This is a genomic window from Pseudomonas sp. Irchel 3A18, assembly GCF_900187465.1.
In the GTDB taxonomy this organism is placed as follows: Bacteria; Pseudomonadota; Gammaproteobacteria; order Pseudomonadales; family Pseudomonadaceae; genus Aquipseudomonas; species Aquipseudomonas cichorii.
Genome location: NZ_FYDI01000004.1, coordinates 255,191 through 270,888, shown reverse-complemented (window position 1 = coordinate 270,888; position 15,698 = coordinate 255,191). Strand labels below are relative to the sequence as shown.

The window sequence follows — 15,698 nt, the reverse complement described above, 5'->3', positions numbered from 1 at the left end:
TTTCATCCTCTGCACGGGAATATTCTCGTGCAGCTTCAAAGCCTTTGGGCTGCCATCAACGAAGTTCTTTTATTTCCTGTTTGAGTCTGGCGTTGGTGCTGCTGAGAATCTGCTCCGACAATTCGCTGCTCTGGGTGCTGCGTGCCAGGATCAGAGCGCCAACCAGTGTTGAAATCATGCTGATGCTTCTTTCCTGGGTGTTTTCCCCTGGCAATGCCTGGGCAAAGGCCGACGTCAGGTGAAGAATGATTTCATCGGTGATCAGGCTGGGTTTACCTGTCTGCCCAAGTTCTGCACAAATGTTTGGCAGGGGGCAGCCTGATTCGGGGGTGTCGCGGTGTTCAGCCGAGAGGTACAGGTCAATGAGGCCCGACATCGGGTCTTCCAGGGCGAAGAACTTGCTGATTGTTTCTTCCGCTTCTTGCGCGGCGCAGCGCAGCGCCTGCTCTACGAGGTCATCCTTGGATTTGAAATGGGCATAGAAGCCGCCATGAGTCAGGCCCAGCGCTTTCATCAAGGGCTGCAGGCCTGTGGCACCAATACCGTCACGGCGAAACCGCGCAGACGCTTCCTTGATGATGCGCTCATGGGTTTGGGCTTTGTGATCCAGGGCATAACGCATGCGGTGAGCCTCCCGACTATGGCTCGTAAATTGTTACTGCGTATTTTCACATGGATAGGTTAATCGATGCAGCGATGATTTCTTAAATCGCATTTACAGTATCCGGGTCTTAGACACATTCCGTAATGCAAGTTCCAGACGAGCTCATGCTACGTCTTTTTGCGCAAGTTAGAACCTGCCGATCGGCATACTACGAAAGGATGATACCGCCCGTCAGAGCGGTATCACGGGGACGGGGTTGGCGGGTCCTGGCGTGAAACCTTGCGGCAATGGATCAATGCATCGCGAATCATGAAATTGACCAGCGTTGGCGACACACCCAGTTCCTGGGCGATCTCTTTTTGCGGTACGCCGTGCAGACGGTACATCTCGAATGCGTAGCGGGTGCGGCTGGGCAACTGAGCCAAGGCGTCTGCGATGTGCTCCAGGGTGACAAAATTGATGTGTGAGGTTTCGGGGGATGCACCGTGCACGACCACATTCAGCCCCTCTTCTTCGCTGCCCGAGTACTTTTGCTCCAGCGCCTGCTTGCGATAGTGATCAATGGCCAGGTTGTGCACGATCTGAAACAGGTAGCTGAGCTGGGCCTTGATCGACGAAGAGATTTCAGGGGCTGACTGCAGGCGGAAGAACGCATCCTGCACGACATCTTCTGCGCGGGAGGTGCAGCCGGTGATGCGAGTGGCAACTTTGACCAGGATCGTACGGTTATCGACGAAGGCCTGGAGCAGGGGGGTATCACAGGTTAGTCGTTCCGGCATGTAAATCACCTGGCAGCAATGAGGTTGCAGGGAGGCCCCGACATATCGCGCAACAAATTAGTGTGGATGATAATCATTGTCAATTGTAAGTGGTAACTAATTTCAGACATCTGACATTCGTGGTTTTCTCTGGCCATCTGATTGCGGCTTGACCGATATCAAGGGCATGAGGCCGGTCCGTGTCCAGAATGGCCGTGACCGTAGCGCTTGCTTGCACGAGCGTGCATTTCGATGGAATGAGACACAGGAATCAGCATGAACCTGTCTGCAGAGACGCCTGAAACACCGACGGGCAAGGTGAAAATTCCCATGGGCCTGCTGATCGGTGTATTGGTCATGGTCGGCGTGCTGTTTTTGCCTATGCCCGCTGACTTGCCGGTTGCGGGCCACCGGATGCTGGCGATTCTGGCTTTTGCCGTTGTGGTGTGGATTACCGAGGCTGTTTCCTACGAAGCCAGCGCAATTATGATCACTTCGCTGATTGCGTTTCTGATTGGCTCGGCGCCTACCTTGCAAGACCCTTCGGTGCTGTATGGGTCATCGACCGCCATCACGATGGCCCTGAGCGGGTTTTCCAATTCGGCACTGGCGCTGGTCACCGGGGCGCTCTTCCTGGCTGCTGCCATGACCCACACCGGGCTGGACCGACGCATTGCGCTGGTCACCCTGTCGCGCATCGGCACCAGCACTCGCCGGATCATGATCGGCGCCATTGCCGTCACCATCCTGCTCAGTCTCGTGGTGCCCAGTGCCACGGCGCGCAGCGCGTGTGTCGTGCCCATCATGATGGGCGTGATTGCGGCATTTGGCGTCGACAAGCGTTCGAATATCGCTGTGGCGATCATGATCATCGTTGCTCAGGGCACCAGTGTCTGGAACATCGGTATACAGACGGCAGCGGCACAGAATCTCCTGACCGCAGGCTTCATGGACAAGATGCTCGGTGAGCGGGTGTCCTGGATCGACTGGCTGATCGCCGGTGCGCCCTGGGCGTTGATCATGTCGGGCGTTCTGGTTCTGCTGGTCCTCAAGCTGCTGCCGCCTGAAAGCGACAGCATCCCCGGAGGTAAGGAAGCGGTTGCACAGTCGTTGGCCGACATAGGCCCGATGACCGGAGCCCAGAAGCGGCTGCTGAGCGTTTCCGTAATGTTGCTGCTGTTCTGGTCGACCGAGGGCAAGCTGCACAGTTTCGATACCACCTCCACCACCTATGCGGGTCTGGTGATTCTGCTGTTGCCGCGTTGGGGCGTCATGACCTGGAAGGATGTGCAGTCCCGCATTCCCTGGGGAACCGTGATCGTATTCGGCGTCGGTATCAGCCTGGGGACTGCCTTGCTGACGACCCAGGCCGGTCAATGGCTCGGTGGCCAGGTCGTGAGCAGAACCGGGCTCGACCAACTCGGCTCCCTGGGGATTTTCGCCATTCTGGGCGCTTTCCTGATTCTGATTCACCTGGGGTTTGCCAGCGCAACGGCCTTGACCTCGGCCTTGTTGCCGATCCTGATCGCGGTGCTGCAAACCCTGCCCGGAGACTTCAACCGGCTGGGCATGACCATGCTGTTGGGGTTTGTGGTCAGTTACGGTTTCATCCTGCCTATCAATGCGCCGCAGAACATGGTCTGCCTGGGGACGGAAACCTTCGATGCCCGGCAATTCGCCAGGGTAGGCATCCCGATGACCCTGATTGGCTATGCCCTGATGCTGGTGTTCGGCATGACCTACTGGAAGTGGCTGGGCTGGATGTAGTGCGGTACATATCCGGGACAGCTCGGGGTGGTCTCGAAAATCTTTATGGATTTGCCCGTGACTATTGAGCGTTCGGTCTGATAACTCTTTGATTTCTCTCCGTGATCCCTGACAATCGCGCCCCCTGTTTCGGGAGGGGCCTTTGACTGCCAAGTTGCGACACGCCCCTCCCGATTTGAATAACCGGCCACGGAGACCAGACCGGATGAATGATCAGGCCAACGGCGTCGTAGAACGCCTGGATACAGAACACGCGAGCGTAGCTGCGTGGAGTCGTCACGATACAACCTGGATGCTGGGACTGTTTGGTACCGCTATCGGTGCTGGCACTCTGTTTCTGCCGATCAACGCAGGCATCGGTGGTTTCTGGCCGCTGCTGGCACTGGCATTGCTGGCTTTCCCCATGACGTTTTATGCGCACCGTGGCCTGACTCGTTTCGTCTTGTCCGGACGCGACGGGGCGGATATCACCGAGGTGGTCGAGCAGCATTTCGGCAAGAGCGCCGGGGCAATGATCACGCTGCTGTATTTCTTCGCGATCTTCCCGATCCTGCTGATCTACAGCGTGGCGTTGACCAATACGGTCACCAGTTTTCTCGAACACCAGTTGCATGTACCGGCTCCGCCGCGAGCGCTGCTTGCCTTCGTGATGATTCTGGGCCTGCTGCTGGTCGTGCGTTGTGGCGAGCGACTGATCGTCAAGGCCATGAGCCTGATGGTGTATCCGTTCATCGTGGCGCTGCTGTTCCTGTCGGTGTACCTGATTCCGCACTGGACCGGCGGCATCCTGAGCACGGCGACCACCTTGCCTGAGCCATCGGCGTTCCTGCCAGCTCTGTGGCTGGCGATTCCGGTAATGGTGTTCTCCTTCAACCACACCCCGATCATCTCGGCTTTTGCCGTGGATCAGAAGCGTCTGCACGGCAAGAATGCAGAAGTGCGCAGTTCGCAGATCCTGGCCCGCGCTCACGGTCTGATGGTGGTGATGGTGCTGTTCTTCGTGTTCAGTTGCGTGCTGACCCTGTCGCCGGCACAACTGGCTGAAGCCAAGGCGCAGAACATTTCGATCCTGTCCTACCTGGCCAACCATTTCAGCAACCCGACCATTGCTTTTGTTGCACCGCTGATTGCTTTCGTGGCCATCGCCAAATCCTTCCTGGGTCACTACATCGGTGCCAGTGAAGGCCTGAAAGGTCTGATCGTGAAAACCGGTCGTCGTCCGGCGCCTCGCACGCTGGACCGCATGACCGCCGGTTTCATGCTGGTGGTGTGCTGGCTGGTGGCGACACTCAACCCAAGCATCCTGGGTATGATCGAAACCCTGGGCGGTCCGATCATCTCGGCGTTGCTGTTCCTGATGCCCATGTATGCGATCCGCAAGGTTCCTGCCATGCGCCAGTACTCGGGCAAGCTGTCCAACGTGTTTGTGGTGATGGCCGGTATCGTAGCGATTACCGCGCTGGTCTACTCGTTGATGCAGTAAGCAATCGACCTTCCACAGAGTCTGCCCTGACTCTGTGGAAGGCTCGCCTCTCTCTTCCCGATCCCCGGGATGCGACGAACCTACCGGTTCATGTCCAGAATCATGCAGGTCGTGCTGGCGGTTGCGTACAGGCGATCATCCACGTCATACAAACGTCCTTCGGCCAGCGCCGTCGAACGCCCCAGATGAATGACCTTGCCTTCGGCACGCACTGGCCCGACCTTGTCGCTCAAGGCACGAACATAGCTGACCCGTAAATCGAGGGTGGTATAACCCTGGCCCTTCTTGAGCCGGGTATGGATTGCGCAGCCCATGCATGAGTCCAGCAGGGTCGCGGCATATCCGCCATGTACAGTGCCGAGCGGGTTGTAGTGTCGGCTGTCGGGAGTGCCTTGAAAGATGAACAGCCCGGGCAGCCACTGCAACGGGATGAAGTCCATCAGATCGCCAATCGGAGGGGAGGGGAATTCGCCCCGGCCGATACCCTCCAGAAAATCGACAGGTTCCAGTGCGGCCACTTCGGCAAGGCTTGTGGTGCCCACCGGGCCAAGGCGCGCCCGCATGTACCTTTCTTCCTCATGCCACAAGGCAAGTTTTTCATCACGCGATAGGTTTTGCATGGCGCTTTACTCCTGGATGGCACTGGGATTGGCAAAAAATATTATTGTCATAATATTTGTTGATTGCGATCGTAATGTAAAGTGCGCAAAAGGATGGCGCCTGTCTGGGCAAGGGCATCAGGAGACGGAGCAGCAGGAGAGGGCTGTAACGCGCGCGTACAGAGGTTCGCTATCGGGGCTTCACGAAAGATGAATGCCCCAAATGCGCAGTGCAGTGCTGCCTGATGTCAGGCAGAGTCATGGACGGGCTGGCGGTTTAGTCCACCGGCTCCGGATACAGAGGTTTGGACAGGTGCATGATACTCGCGTAGTCATACACATACTGGCGTCCTGCATGGCTGGTCGAACGCAATTGATCGATCAACAGCCTCTCTTTCTTGTTCAAATACCTCAACGCCGGTTCTTCGCTGGACTTCAGGCGATCACGTTCATGGGCGTCAGGAAAGGCGACGACGTTCGTCATGAAATATCTCCTTGATTGAGTCCTTGCTTGCTGCGATGTAGTCCCTGAGTAACAACGGTTTACATTACCCACAAAAGCTCTGGGCGGGAACCCTGAAAATGATGGGCGTGTCACACAGCCTGAGTGACTTCGAAGGATTGACGGTTGCCATTGATGATGATTTCGACACTGTCGCCTTCGAATTTGCCCAACAGATTCTGCCCCAGAGGAGCACGAGCCGTGATCACGGTAATCGGCTGATTGTCTGAATTGACCTTCAGGCCGGCCGCATCCGGACCGATGAACAGGTATTGCTCCTGGCCATTCAAGGCTTCAAGGGCAACCAGATCACCCGTCTGAATGCCGCGTGTTTCATCGAATGGCTTGAGTGTCCAGCTCTGGTAAAGCGTCAGTGACTGGCGTATCTCCTCGACACGTCGTGCCTGGCCTGCTGCCAGGTATGAGGCCTCCAGGCCCAAGGTGTCGTATTTGTTTTCTGCGATGTTTTCTTCGTGGGTTGCGGTTTCATAAGTCGTCTGCGCGGCACGCAGAGCGATATCCAGATCGATTTTCAATCTGTCGATAATCTGTTGCAGGACATCTGCCTTGTTCATGGGTTATCCGCAGTATTGATTGATGCCCGCACGGCTTTTTTCGCTGGGGGCCGTGCGGTCTTGCTGCATCCAGAAGTCGCATTTCGAGCGACTGAAGTTTTTCTGCTGCTGTTCCTGCGCCTGTTCGCGGGCCTGACGGGCTTCGCTTTCACGCAGGCTCTGCTCGTACTTCTGGAACATCGTGTTTTCCGGCTCGACCTGGGGCGCTGCGGGTGCCCGCAACTGGGCCGCGGCCTTTTCCAGTACTTGTGTCTGTGCCGGGGGCAGGTTCTTGTAGAACACAAAGCCTGTCAGAACCACTGCCATCGCTCCCAGCCAGATGCCCAGCGCGATGCAGAGAATCAGTTTCAGGGAAACATACAGTTCGCGACGATTCGGATAGGACGGCATGGCTCTGGACTCCAGGCGTGGGCGACAGTGGCAATTGTGCCATGGCTGGCGCTGGTGGAAACCTGTTGTTCTGGAGGACAATCAGCGTTTTTCGAAATCCAGCCTCAGGGAGCCGGGATGAAAGCCTCTTGGGACATTTTTTGTAGCGTCGTCGACAACTATGGTGACGTCGGCGTGACCTGGCGCCTGGCCCGCCAACTGGTGGCCGAGCATGATCTGAATGTGCGTCTGTGGATCGATGACCTGTCGGCGTTCGTTCGCCTGCATCCCCAGGCAAGTACCGAAGCGGCGCAGCAGTGGCAGGAGGGCGTGAGCATCTGTCACTGGCCTGAATGCTGGGTGGCCACTGATGTTGCGGATGTGGTGATCGAGGCCTTCGCCTGCCGCCTGCCGCCTGCTTACACCGAAGCGATGTTGCCGCGCTCGCCACGGCCTGTGTGGTTGAACCTGGACTATCTCAGCGCCGAAGAGTGGGTCACCGGCTGCCACGGCCTGCCTTCTTTGCAGTCCAGTGGTTTGAAGAAGGTCTTTTTTTTTCCCGGCTTCCGCGAGACGACCGGCGGCCTGCTGCGTGAGCACGCGCTGATCGAACAGCGCCAGGCTTTTCAGCAAGACAGATCGGCGCAGCAAGGATTCCTGCAGCAACTGGGTATCGAGCCCTGTGCCGGTGCTCGCCTGATCTCGGTGTTCGCCTATGAGAACCCCGGTATTGGCAGCTGGCTCGAACTGTTGGCCAAGGATGAGCGGCCGACTCATTTGCTGGTGCCTGAAGGTCGCGTGCTGGGCGACATCCAGCGCTGGCTTGAAACCGATGCCTTGCAGGCGGGCGCCTTGCAAAAGCGTGGCGCCCTCAGCATCCAGGTCTTGCCGTTCGTCAGGCAGCAGGACTATGACCGGTTGCTCTGGTGCTGTGATTTCAATGTCGTGCGGGGCGAGGATTCGTTCGTGCGGGCCCAATGGGCCGGGCGTCCGATGCTGTGGCACATCTATCAGCAGGAGGGCGATGCCCATCTGCCCAAGCTTGATGCCTTTCTGGAGCTCTATCTCGCCGGGCTTTCGCCCGAGGCCGGGCACGCACTGAATGAGCTGTGGCAGGGCTGGGATGCCGGTCGTGATCTCGCTGCAAGCTGGCAGGCGCTGGGCGTTCACTGGGCAGAGCTCGAAAAACATGCCGGTCGCTGGTGTCTGGAACAGGCCTCGCAAACCGATCTTGCCGCGGCGCTGGTACAGTTTTGTCGAAATTCGCTATGATACGCGGCCTTGATATCAGGCTCTGTACGAAAAGTGCCTGCGCAGGCTATTTCTCGTACAGAGCCTTTGGCTATTTCAATCCAAATTCGGATATATGCAATGAAAACTGGTAAAGAGCTGAAACCCGGTACCGTGATCCGTATCGACAACGATCCTTGGCTGGTCCAGAAGGCCGAGTTCACCAAGTCCGGTCGTAACAGCGCAATCATGAAGACCAAGCTGAAGAACCTGCTGACCGGTTACAAGACTGAAACCGTATACAGCGCCGACGACAAGCTGGACGACGTGATCCTGGATCGTAAAGAAGCCACCCTGTCTTTCATCAGCGGTGACTCCTACACGTTCATGGACACCACTGACTACACCATGTACGAGCTGAACGCTGAAGACATCGAAGCCGTTCTGCCATTCGTCGAAGAAGGCATGACCGACGTCTGCGAAGCCGTGTTCTTTGAAGAGCGTCTGGTTTCCGTAGAGCTGCCGACCACCATCGTTCGTCAGATCGACTACACCGAAGGTTCTGCTCGTGGCGACACTTCGGGCAAGGTCATGAAGCCTGCCAAACTGAAAAACGGTACCGAGCTGAGCGTTGCTGACTTCATCGAAATCGGCGACATGATCGAGATCGATACCCGTGACGGCGGTTCCTACAAAGGCCGTGCCAAATAAGCATGGTCTTGTAACCCCGATACGCAAAAAACCCGCAGCGATGCGGGTTTTTTGTGTCTGCCAGTTTTACTTCAGATGCGTTTTCAGCTCCTGAGATGCCTGCAACATCGCTGAACGGACAGCAGGAACCTGGCTGACCACGTTGAGCAGGCCGTAGTCGTGAATCATGCCGTTGTAACGTACTGCCGTGACCGCCACACCTGCCTGATCCAGCTTGCGGGCATAGGCTTCACCCTCGTCGCGTAGCACGTCGGCACTTGCCGTTTGCACCAGTGCTGGTGGCAGGCCTTTCAACTGATCGATGGAGGCACGCAGTGGCGAGGCATAGATCTCGTTACGTTGTGCGGCATCGGTGGTGTAGTTGTCCCAGAACCACTTCATCATGTTACGGGTCAGGAAGTGTCCTTCGGCGTACTGGTCATAGGAACCCGTATCAAATTTCGCATCCGTGACAGGCCACAGCAGCACCTGATACCTGAGCGCTGGAGTGCCTTTGTCCTTGGCCATCAGGGCAACCACTGCCGCCATGTTACCGCCGACACTGTTACCCGCAACGGCCAGGCGCTTGCCATCGACATTGATTTCCTTGCCATGCTCGGCGACCCACTTGGTCGCCGCATACGCCTGGTTGATCGCAGTCGGGTAATGCGCCTCCGGCGATGGTGTGTAGTTGACGAACACGGCCACAGCTCCCGAACCCTCTACCAGGTCACGAACCAGGCGTTCGTGGGTCGGAAAATCCCCCAGTACCCAGCCGCCACCGTGGAAGAACATGAAAACCGGCAAGGTCCCCTTCACACCGGCAGGACGCACGATGTTCAGGCTGATGGACTGGCCGTCCACCTTGATGGTTTTCTCGCTGACTTCGGCCTTGGGCAGTGTCAGCTTGACCCCGGCTTGAGCTCCGACCAATACCGCACGGGCCTCTTTGGGCGACAACTGTTCTATGGGCTTTCCGGTGCCTGAGTTCAAGGCATCCAGAAAGGCCTGGGTGTTGTGCTCAATGTCTGTGCTGCCAGTTGCAAAGGCGCTGCCAACGGACAGTGCCAGAAGAGTACCGGTCAAGACCTTGCTGAAGGTTTTCATGTTCGACTCCTGTGCTGGGCGGTTTTTAGACGGTTACATGCAGGCGCACGTCGACATTGCCGCGGGTAGCGTTGGAGTAAGGGCAGACCTGGTGAGCGGCATCGACCAGTTGCTGGGCATCGGCTTGTTCCAGGCCCGGCAGGCTGATGTGCAGGTCAATGTCCAGACCGAAGCCGCCCGGAATCTGACCAATGCCGACATGGGCGGTGATCGAGGCGTCAGCCGGAATGCTGCGTTTGCTCTGGCCGGCGACGAATTTCAGGGCGCCGATGAAGCAGGCCGAGTAACCGGCAGCAAACAGTTGCTCGGGGTTGGTGGCTTCGCCGCCTGCACCGCCGAGCTCTTTGGGGGTCGCCAGTTTGACGTCGAGGATCTTGTCGCTGGAAACGGCACGACCGTCACGGCCACCGGTAGCGGTTGCAACAGCAGTGTAGAGAGTGTTCATGGCATTACCTCGCAGGTTGGTTGATTGTTCGCAATAATTTTGTGCGCTAACTAAGTGGTTGTAAATTTATAACGCAAATATTTAGCGCGCAAGTTAATTGTTGGGAATCTGAAATTCCCGCCCCTTGAGAAATGACTGTGCGGATTTTTTCAGCTATTTAAATCTATTTAAAACAATGGCTTGAAAGGATTTACCGTTCGTCGGAAGAGCCCTGCAGGGCATGAGAGCGCTTGCCGTCAGCCTACAGGCTGTCCTGCAGATGGGTACGAAGGTCCAGCAACGCGCTCTGCAGCACGCGCAGCTTGTCCAGCGTCAGGCCACTTGAGGAGAGGATGCAGCCAGGAACATCTCTGGCTTTTTGTTGGAGGGCACGGCCTTGTTCTGTCAGGTGCAGCAGGACCACGCGCTCGTCTTCCTTGCTGCGGGTACGGCTGATGAAACCTTCGGCTTCCAGACGTTTGAGCAGTGGCGTCAATGAGCCGGGATCGGTCAGCAGGCGTGTGCTGACATCGCCGACGGTCAAACCGTCTTTTTCCCACAGCACCATCATGGCCAGATACTGCGGATAGGTGAGTCCCAGCGCCTGGAGCAAAGGTTTGTAGACCTTGGTCATCATCAGCGAGGTGGAGTAGAGGGCGAAACACAGTTGGTTATCCAGCAGCAACGAGTCGCAATCGGCAGAAGTCTCGGGTTCAAGACGGTCTTCGGCATTCATGGGCGGTCCTCGTGAGTGGTGGCGTTCATCTAATTTAGTGTCGTGATCTTTAATGCGCCAGATAAATCCGGGCGTTCACGGGTACAGGATACGAGTCGTTGAGTGACCATGCACGATATGTTGCTACTGGCCGTATGCCTGCGGGACAAGACTGCGTAGCATTCACTCCTGTGGGCTGACTGGGGACGTGGTGTGATTGAAGTTGTGATGTTTGTGCTGATGGGGGCCGCGATGGGTACCCTGGGTGGGCTGTTCGGGATTGGTGGTGGTCTGGTCGCGATCCCGGCACTGGGGGTTTTGTTCGGTCTCGATCAGCAACTGGCGCAGGGGACTGCACTGCTGATGGTGTTGCCCAATGTCCTGCTGGCCTTGTGGCGTTATAACCAGCGTAACCGTGTGTTGTTGCGCAATGCGTTGATGCTCATTGTTCCAAGCTTCTTTCTGGCATGGCTCACGTCCTTGCTGGCGGTCAGGGTCGATCCACAGCACATGCGTCTCGGGTTTGTGGTTTTCCTGATCCTGCTGACGATTTTCAACCTCGCCCAGATGTTCTCGCGCAAGGGCCAGGCCAGTGGGCAGTTGCGTCACGTCAACTGGCTATGGCTGCTGGGTGCAGGCTCTGGCGTCACCGGCGGGTTATTCGGGGTTGGCGGTGGAGTGGTTGCCACGCCGATCCTCACCAGCGTATTTGGTGCAACTCAGGTGGTTGCCCAGGGCCTGGCACTGACTCTGGCGGTGCCGAGCACGGCGATTACCTTGTTCACCTATGCGCTGCATGATCATGTGAACTGGTCCATGGGGATTCCTCTTGCGATTGGTGGCCTGGCCAGTGTGAGTTGGGGCGTAAGGCTCGCGCATTCGATGCCAGAGCGCCTGCTGCGTTACCTGTTTTGCCTGTTTCTGGTGCTCTGTGCCGTGATCCTGATGTTCAAGCTCTAGCGCTAATCGCTGACAGAGCGTCGCATTATCGGCTAGCGTTGCAGGCTCGCTCGGGAGTATCGAATGTCTGCAGAACTGTCCCTCAAGCAAGCACGTCGTCTGACACTGGCCGCTCAGGGTTTCACGGGGCGCCAGCCGCCAGCCATCATCAAGGCCAGCCATGTCACGCAATTGATCCGGCGGCTCGGCGTATTGCAGATCGATTCGGTCAATGCCCTCGTGCGTTCTCACTACCTGCCGCTGTATTCACGGCTGGGCAATTATTCGCAAACGCTGCTGGATCAGGCTGCCTGGAGCCAGGGACGACATCGCACCTTGTTCGAGTATTGGGGGCACGAGGCGTCGCTGCTGCCCATCGAACTTTACCCGCTGATGCGCTGGCGAATGCAGCGTGCCGCCCAGGGCGAAGGTATCTATCAGCAACTGGCGCGCTTTGGTCGTGAGCAGCAACCGGTTATTGAAAGGGTCTTGCAGGCTGTTCGCGACCGGGGCGCGTTGGGGGCTGGCAGCCTCAGCTCTCGGCAGGAACGCGCAGGTCCCTGGTGGGACTGGAGTGCGGAAAAGCTGGCGCTGGAATGGTTGTTTGCCGCTGGAGAGGTGACGGTGGCAGGACGTCGTGGTTTCGAGCGTTTGTATGATTTGCCGGAGCGAGTGCTTCCCGCAGCAACTCTCAATCATGCGCAAATCGATGAAGCTCAGGCTCAGCGTGGTCTGTTGCTGCACGCGGTAAAAGCCTTGGGCGTCGGTACGGAAAAGGACCTGCGGGATTATTTCCGTCAGGATCCGCTACCCAGTCGTCTGGCTCTGGCGGAACTGGTCGAGATGGGCGCGTTGCAACGGGTCAGGGTTGAAGGCTGGAAGCAGCCTGCGTTCTGTCTGCCGGATATCCCGCCGCCTCGGAAAGTGTCGGCCAGCGCCTTGCTGTCGCCATTCGACTCACTGATCTGGGAGCGTGCGCGCACCGAGCGGCTGTTCGACTTCCGCTATCGCCTGGAGATCTACACCCCACAGCACAAACGGGTCTACGGCTATTACGTCTTGCCGTTCCTTCACAACGAGCGTATCGCCGCGCGGGTCGACCTTCGTTCCGAGCGGGCGTCAGGTTGTCTGGCGGTGCATGCCGTGCATGAAGAGGAGCGCGGACTGGACGAGGAAGGCAGGGAAGCGTTGACCCGAAACCTGCGCCAGTTGGCCGACTGGCTGGGGCTTCCAGATATACGAATGGAGTAATGCCGATCAGTTAAGGCCATGAATTACTTTGTGGGAGGCAGCTTGCTGGCGATTTCAGCGCACAGACGCAGGATACCTGCTGGATCAGAGGCCTTTTCGCCAGCAAGCTGCTTCCGCGTACCTTAACTGATCGGCATTGAATGGTAGGAGCGACTACAGTCGCGAACATCGGTCATTCGCGAATGAATTCGCTCCTACGGTTTTTCAGCGTTTCACTTGCTTTAACGTCTCGGCAATCAGAAACGCCAGCTCCAGGGACTGATCGGCATTCATCCGTGGGTCGCAATGGGTGTGGTAACGGTCCGATAACCCGTCTTCGGTAATCGGACGTGCGCCGCCGATGCATTCGGTGACGTTCTGGCCGGTCATTTCGATATGGATACCGCCTGCATAAGTACCTTCGGCCTGATGCACCTGGAAGAACTGTTTCACTTCCCCAAGAATCTGCGCAAAGTCACGGGTCTTGTAGCCGCTGCTGGCCTTGATGGTATTGCCATGCATGGGGTCGGAACTCCACAGCACCTTGCGGCCTTCCCGCTCCACGGCCCGGATCAGTTGTGGCAAGTGCTCGCCGACCTTGTTCGCGCCCATGCGGGCGATGAGGTTCAGGCGGCCCGGGTCGTTGTCCGGGTTGAGGATGTCGATCAGGCGAATAAGGTCATCGGTGTCCATGCTCGGGCCGACCTTGACCCCGATCGGGTTATTGACTCCGCGCAGGAATTCAACGTGGGCGCCATCCAGTTGCCGGGTGCGGTCGCCGATCCACAGCATGTGGGCCGAGCAGTCGTAGTAGTCGTTGGTCAGGCTGTCGCGGCGCACGAAGGCTTCTTCGTAGTTCAGCAACAAGGCTTCGTGTGCGGTGAAGAAGCTCGTTTCCCGCAGTTGTGGCGAGCTGTCCATGCCGCAGGCACGCATGAATGCCAGGGTTTCGTCGATGCGATCAGCCAGTTGGCTGTACTTCTGCGCCAGTGCCGAGTTGGCAATGAAGTCCAGGTTCCACTGATGGACCTGATGCAGATCGGCAAAACCGCCCTGGGCAAAAGCTCGCAACAGGTTCAGGGTGGCCGTGGACTGGTGATACGCCTGCAGAAGACGCTCCGGGTCCGGCACACGGCTTTTTTCGTCGAAACCGATGGCGTTGACGATGTCGCCACGATAGGCCGGCAATGTCACGCCATCGATGGTTTCGTCGTTGGAGGAACGCGGTTTGGCGAATTGTCCGGCCATGCGCCCGACCTTGACCACCGGGCAGCCGGCGGCAAAGGTCATCACCACGGCCATCTGCAACAGCACTTTAAAGGTGTCGCGGATCTTCGCCGCCGAAAACTCCATGAAGCTTTCGGCGCAATCGCCTCCTTGCAGCAGGAAGGCACGGCCTTGGGAGACTTCGGCAAACTGGCGACGCAGGTCCCGGGCTTCACCGGCGAACACCAGTGGCGGATAGCTGGCCAGGCGTTGTTCGACTTCTGCCAGATGTGCAGCGTCAGGGTATCGGGGTTGTTGCTGAATAGGTAATGCCCGCCAGCTGTCGGGGCTCCAGGGTTGGCTCATTGTTGGCTCTTGGGGATGTGCAATCGAATCCGCATGGTAACAGTTCATTGTCGAGCTGCGAGCGAGTGGGGGACAAGCTGGCTCGATAGTTGTGACAAATGCTCTCGCTTGGCTGACAATTCGCCCTTTGCGCTCGGCGCGATGGCCAACCGGGAAAGGTGATGACTGAAGAGCGTGAGCGCGAAGAACGGATTCTTGCCGAAGTCCATGATGACTTCGGGATGATTCGCGTCCTTGAGGTGGATGATTATCGCTTCCTCGAATTTGGCGATGCCATCGAACAGAGTTGTACCTTCACGGCCGACCCCAGTTGGCTGGAGTACGACTACACCCGGGCCATGTTGATCGGCGCCTTGTGCCATGAAGCGCCCGAGAGCGCACTGTTTCTCGGATTGGGTGCCGGAACCCTGACTCAGGCCTGCATGAAGTTTCTGCCTCTGGAGGACGTGGAAGTCATCGAGTTGCGCCCGGATGTTCCGCGTCTGGCAATCGAGTACATGGGGCTCGATGATGATCCGCGTCTTTATATACGCATCGGCGATGCCCTCGAACTGCTCGACAGCGCCGAAACGGCCGATCTGATTTTCGTCGACCTCTATACCGATGTCGGGCCGGGAGCTGGGCATCTGGCGTGGAGTTTTCTCCAGAGCTGCCAGCAGCGCCTCAACCCTGGCGGCTGGCTGATCATCAACCAGTGGGCCACCGATGACGGCAAGCCTTTGGGGGCGGCGTTGCTGCGCGGGCTTTATCACAGGCATTACTGGGAACTGCCGGTGAAGGAGGGCAATGTCATCCTCATTGTCCCGGCCGATCTGGAACAGACCCTGAATGTGGAGTCGCTGACCTCGCGTGCCGAAGTGCTTGCGCCGCAACTGGGTTACTCCTTGCTGCCTTTGATCAGGGATATTCGTTCAGCGACCTGAGGGGCGACAAGAGGGTGTGGCGAGAGGGTGGAGTGAGACATTTCGCCGCACCGTGCAGGGCGCAACCCTATTCATATGCATGAAAGAGTGAAACGTTTAAGTGATTACCCCCGTAATACCGGGCTCTCAAGGCATTGCGGCCGGTTTGGCCGCTTGCGAGATGCCTGCAAACTCCGTTTCAACCGCCAATATTTTGTAAAAAAACCCTCAC

General features: G+C 57.6%; 17 protein-coding genes. 7 read left to right on the top strand and 10 right to left on the bottom strand.

The window, feature by feature from the left end; all coding sequences use genetic code 11:
* Nucleotides 1-55: 55 nt before the first annotated feature.
* Together CKW23_RS09590 and CKW23_RS09585 are read right to left on the bottom strand one after the other, a co-directional pair.
* Nucleotides 56-622: a TetR/AcrR family transcriptional regulator gene (locus tag CKW23_RS09590; protein WP_025261281.1), complete on the bottom strand. Its 567-nt coding sequence runs from the start codon at nucleotides 620-622 to the stop codon at nucleotides 56-58.
* A 224-nt stretch (nucleotides 623-846) separates the two neighbouring features.
* Entirely contained in the window at nucleotides 847-1,383 is a 537-nt protein-coding gene (locus tag CKW23_RS09585; RefSeq protein WP_095067483.1) for an RNA polymerase factor sigma-70, read from the bottom strand.
* Nucleotides 1,384-1,638: 255 nt separating this feature from the next.
* Here CKW23_RS09585 and CKW23_RS09580 point away from each other — a divergent pair, with 255 nt between their 5' ends.
* Together CKW23_RS09580 and CKW23_RS09575 are read left to right on the top strand one after the other, a co-directional pair.
* Entirely contained in the window at nucleotides 1,639-3,129 is a 1,491-nt protein-coding gene (locus tag CKW23_RS09580) for a DASS family sodium-coupled anion symporter (RefSeq protein WP_095067482.1), read from the top strand.
* A 205-nt stretch (nucleotides 3,130-3,334) separates the two neighbouring features.
* Nucleotides 3,335-4,612, top strand: a complete 1,278-nt coding sequence (locus CKW23_RS09575; protein WP_025261278.1) for an aromatic amino acid transport family protein — start codon at nucleotides 3,335-3,337, stop codon at nucleotides 4,610-4,612.
* Between the two features lie 80 nt (nucleotides 4,613-4,692).
* Here CKW23_RS09575 and CKW23_RS09570 read toward each other — a convergent pair whose 3' ends face one another.
* From CKW23_RS09570 to CKW23_RS09555, 4 genes are all read right to left on the bottom strand, one after another.
* The gene (locus CKW23_RS09570; RefSeq protein ID WP_025261277.1) at nucleotides 4,693-5,232 is read right to left on the bottom strand and encodes a PaaI family thioesterase; all 540 of its coding nucleotides are present in this window, start codon (nucleotides 5,230-5,232) and stop codon (nucleotides 4,693-4,695) included.
* Nucleotides 5,233-5,488: 256 nt separating this feature from the next.
* Nucleotides 5,489-5,695 (bottom strand): hypothetical protein, encoded by a 207-nt coding sequence (locus CKW23_RS09565; RefSeq protein WP_025261276.1) that lies wholly within the window; start codon nucleotides 5,693-5,695, stop codon nucleotides 5,489-5,491.
* A gap of 110 nt (nucleotides 5,696-5,805) precedes the next feature.
* Nucleotides 5,806-6,288: a GreA/GreB family elongation factor gene (locus CKW23_RS09560; RefSeq protein WP_095067481.1), complete on the bottom strand. Its 483-nt coding sequence runs from the start codon at nucleotides 6,286-6,288 to the stop codon at nucleotides 5,806-5,808.
* A gap of 3 nt (nucleotides 6,289-6,291) precedes the next feature.
* A complete protein-coding gene (locus CKW23_RS09555) occupies nucleotides 6,292-6,678 on the bottom strand; it encodes a hypothetical protein (protein WP_025261274.1) in 387 nt (128 codons plus the stop codon).
* A 117-nt stretch (nucleotides 6,679-6,795) separates the two neighbouring features.
* Between CKW23_RS09555 and earP the strand changes: the two genes are divergently transcribed.
* Together earP and CKW23_RS09545 are read left to right on the top strand one after the other, a co-directional pair.
* Nucleotides 6,796-7,929, top strand: coding sequence for an elongation factor P maturation arginine rhamnosyltransferase EarP (gene earP, locus CKW23_RS09550; protein ID WP_025261273.1), 1,134 nt, complete (start codon nucleotides 6,796-6,798; stop codon nucleotides 7,927-7,929).
* A 99-nt stretch (nucleotides 7,930-8,028) separates the two neighbouring features.
* A complete protein-coding gene (locus tag CKW23_RS09545; RefSeq protein ID WP_025261272.1) occupies nucleotides 8,029-8,598 on the top strand; it encodes an elongation factor P in 570 nt (189 codons plus the stop codon).
* 66 nt (nucleotides 8,599-8,664) lie between these two features.
* On the opposite strand, the gene CKW23_RS09540 is transcribed toward CKW23_RS09545, so the two are convergent.
* The 3 genes from CKW23_RS09540 to CKW23_RS09530 all read right to left on the bottom strand — a co-directional run bounded on the left by CKW23_RS09540 (nucleotide 8,665) and on the right by CKW23_RS09530 (nucleotide 10,844).
* A complete protein-coding gene (locus CKW23_RS09540; protein ID WP_025261271.1) occupies nucleotides 8,665-9,684 on the bottom strand; it encodes an alpha/beta hydrolase in 1,020 nt (339 codons plus the stop codon).
* A gap of 25 nt (nucleotides 9,685-9,709) precedes the next feature.
* Nucleotides 9,710-10,129, bottom strand: coding sequence for an organic hydroperoxide resistance protein (locus CKW23_RS09535; RefSeq protein ID WP_025261270.1), 420 nt, complete (start codon nucleotides 10,127-10,129; stop codon nucleotides 9,710-9,712).
* Between the two features lie 241 nt (nucleotides 10,130-10,370).
* The gene (locus CKW23_RS09530) at nucleotides 10,371-10,844 is read right to left on the bottom strand and encodes a MarR family winged helix-turn-helix transcriptional regulator (RefSeq protein WP_025261269.1); all 474 of its coding nucleotides are present in this window, start codon (nucleotides 10,842-10,844) and stop codon (nucleotides 10,371-10,373) included.
* A 192-nt stretch (nucleotides 10,845-11,036) separates the two neighbouring features.
* On the opposite strand from CKW23_RS09530, the gene CKW23_RS09525 reads away from it, so the two are divergent.
* Complete coding sequence (locus tag CKW23_RS09525) at nucleotides 11,037-11,783, top strand: sulfite exporter TauE/SafE family protein (protein WP_025261268.1); 747 nt, start codon at nucleotides 11,037-11,039, stop codon at nucleotides 11,781-11,783.
* 63 nt (nucleotides 11,784-11,846) lie between these two features.
* The gene (locus tag CKW23_RS09520; protein ID WP_038400553.1) at nucleotides 11,847-13,013 is read left to right on the top strand and encodes a winged helix-turn-helix domain-containing protein; all 1,167 of its coding nucleotides are present in this window, start codon (nucleotides 11,847-11,849) and stop codon (nucleotides 13,011-13,013) included.
* A 204-nt stretch (nucleotides 13,014-13,217) separates the two neighbouring features.
* Here CKW23_RS09520 and CKW23_RS09515 read toward each other — a convergent pair whose 3' ends face one another.
* Nucleotides 13,218-14,564, bottom strand: coding sequence for a class II 3-deoxy-7-phosphoheptulonate synthase (locus CKW23_RS09515; RefSeq protein ID WP_025261267.1), 1,347 nt, complete (start codon nucleotides 14,562-14,564; stop codon nucleotides 13,218-13,220).
* A gap of 161 nt (nucleotides 14,565-14,725) precedes the next feature.
* On the opposite strand from CKW23_RS09515, the gene CKW23_RS09510 reads away from it, so the two are divergent.
* Complete coding sequence (locus tag CKW23_RS09510; protein ID WP_025261266.1) at nucleotides 14,726-15,487, top strand: spermidine synthase; 762 nt, start codon at nucleotides 14,726-14,728, stop codon at nucleotides 15,485-15,487.
* Nucleotides 15,488-15,698: the final 211 nt, after the last annotated feature.

Coding starts and splice junctions, on each gene's coding strand:
- CKW23_RS09545 (WP_025261272.1), top strand. CDS start 8,029: ATGAAAACTGGTAAAGAGCTGAAACCCGGTACCGTGATCCGTATCGAC.
- CKW23_RS09540 (WP_025261271.1), bottom strand. CDS start 9,684: ATGAAAACCTTCAGCAAGGTCTTGACCGGTACTCTTCTGGCACTGTCC.
- CKW23_RS09565 (WP_025261276.1), bottom strand. CDS start 5,695: ATGACGAACGTCGTCGCCTTTCCTGACGCCCATGAACGTGATCGCCTG.
- CKW23_RS09560 (WP_095067481.1), bottom strand. CDS start 6,288: ATGAACAAGGCAGATGTCCTGCAACAGATTATCGACAGATTGAAAATC.
- CKW23_RS09585 (WP_095067483.1), bottom strand. CDS start 1,383: ATGCCGGAACGACTAACCTGTGATACCCCCCTGCTCCAGGCCTTCGTC.
- CKW23_RS09520 (WP_038400553.1), top strand. CDS start 11,847: ATGTCTGCAGAACTGTCCCTCAAGCAAGCACGTCGTCTGACACTGGCC.
- CKW23_RS09530 (WP_025261269.1), bottom strand. CDS start 10,844: ATGAATGCCGAAGACCGTCTTGAACCCGAGACTTCTGCCGATTGCGAC.
- CKW23_RS09555 (WP_025261274.1), bottom strand. CDS start 6,678: ATGCCGTCCTATCCGAATCGTCGCGAACTGTATGTTTCCCTGAAACTG.
- CKW23_RS09575 (WP_025261278.1), top strand. CDS start 3,335: ATGAATGATCAGGCCAACGGCGTCGTAGAACGCCTGGATACAGAACAC.
- CKW23_RS09535 (WP_025261270.1), bottom strand. CDS start 10,129: ATGAACACTCTCTACACTGCTGTTGCAACCGCTACCGGTGGCCGTGAC.
- CKW23_RS09580 (WP_095067482.1), top strand. CDS start 1,639: ATGAACCTGTCTGCAGAGACGCCTGAAACACCGACGGGCAAGGTGAAA.
- CKW23_RS09590 (WP_025261281.1), bottom strand. CDS start 622: ATGCGTTATGCCCTGGATCACAAAGCCCAAACCCATGAGCGCATCATC.
- CKW23_RS09510 (WP_025261266.1), top strand. CDS start 14,726: ATGACTGAAGAGCGTGAGCGCGAAGAACGGATTCTTGCCGAAGTCCAT.
- earP (WP_025261273.1), top strand. CDS start 6,796: ATGAAAGCCTCTTGGGACATTTTTTGTAGCGTCGTCGACAACTATGGT.
- CKW23_RS09570 (WP_025261277.1), bottom strand. CDS start 5,232: ATGCAAAACCTATCGCGTGATGAAAAACTTGCCTTGTGGCATGAGGAA.
- CKW23_RS09515 (WP_025261267.1), bottom strand. CDS start 14,564: ATGAGCCAACCCTGGAGCCCCGACAGCTGGCGGGCATTACCTATTCAG.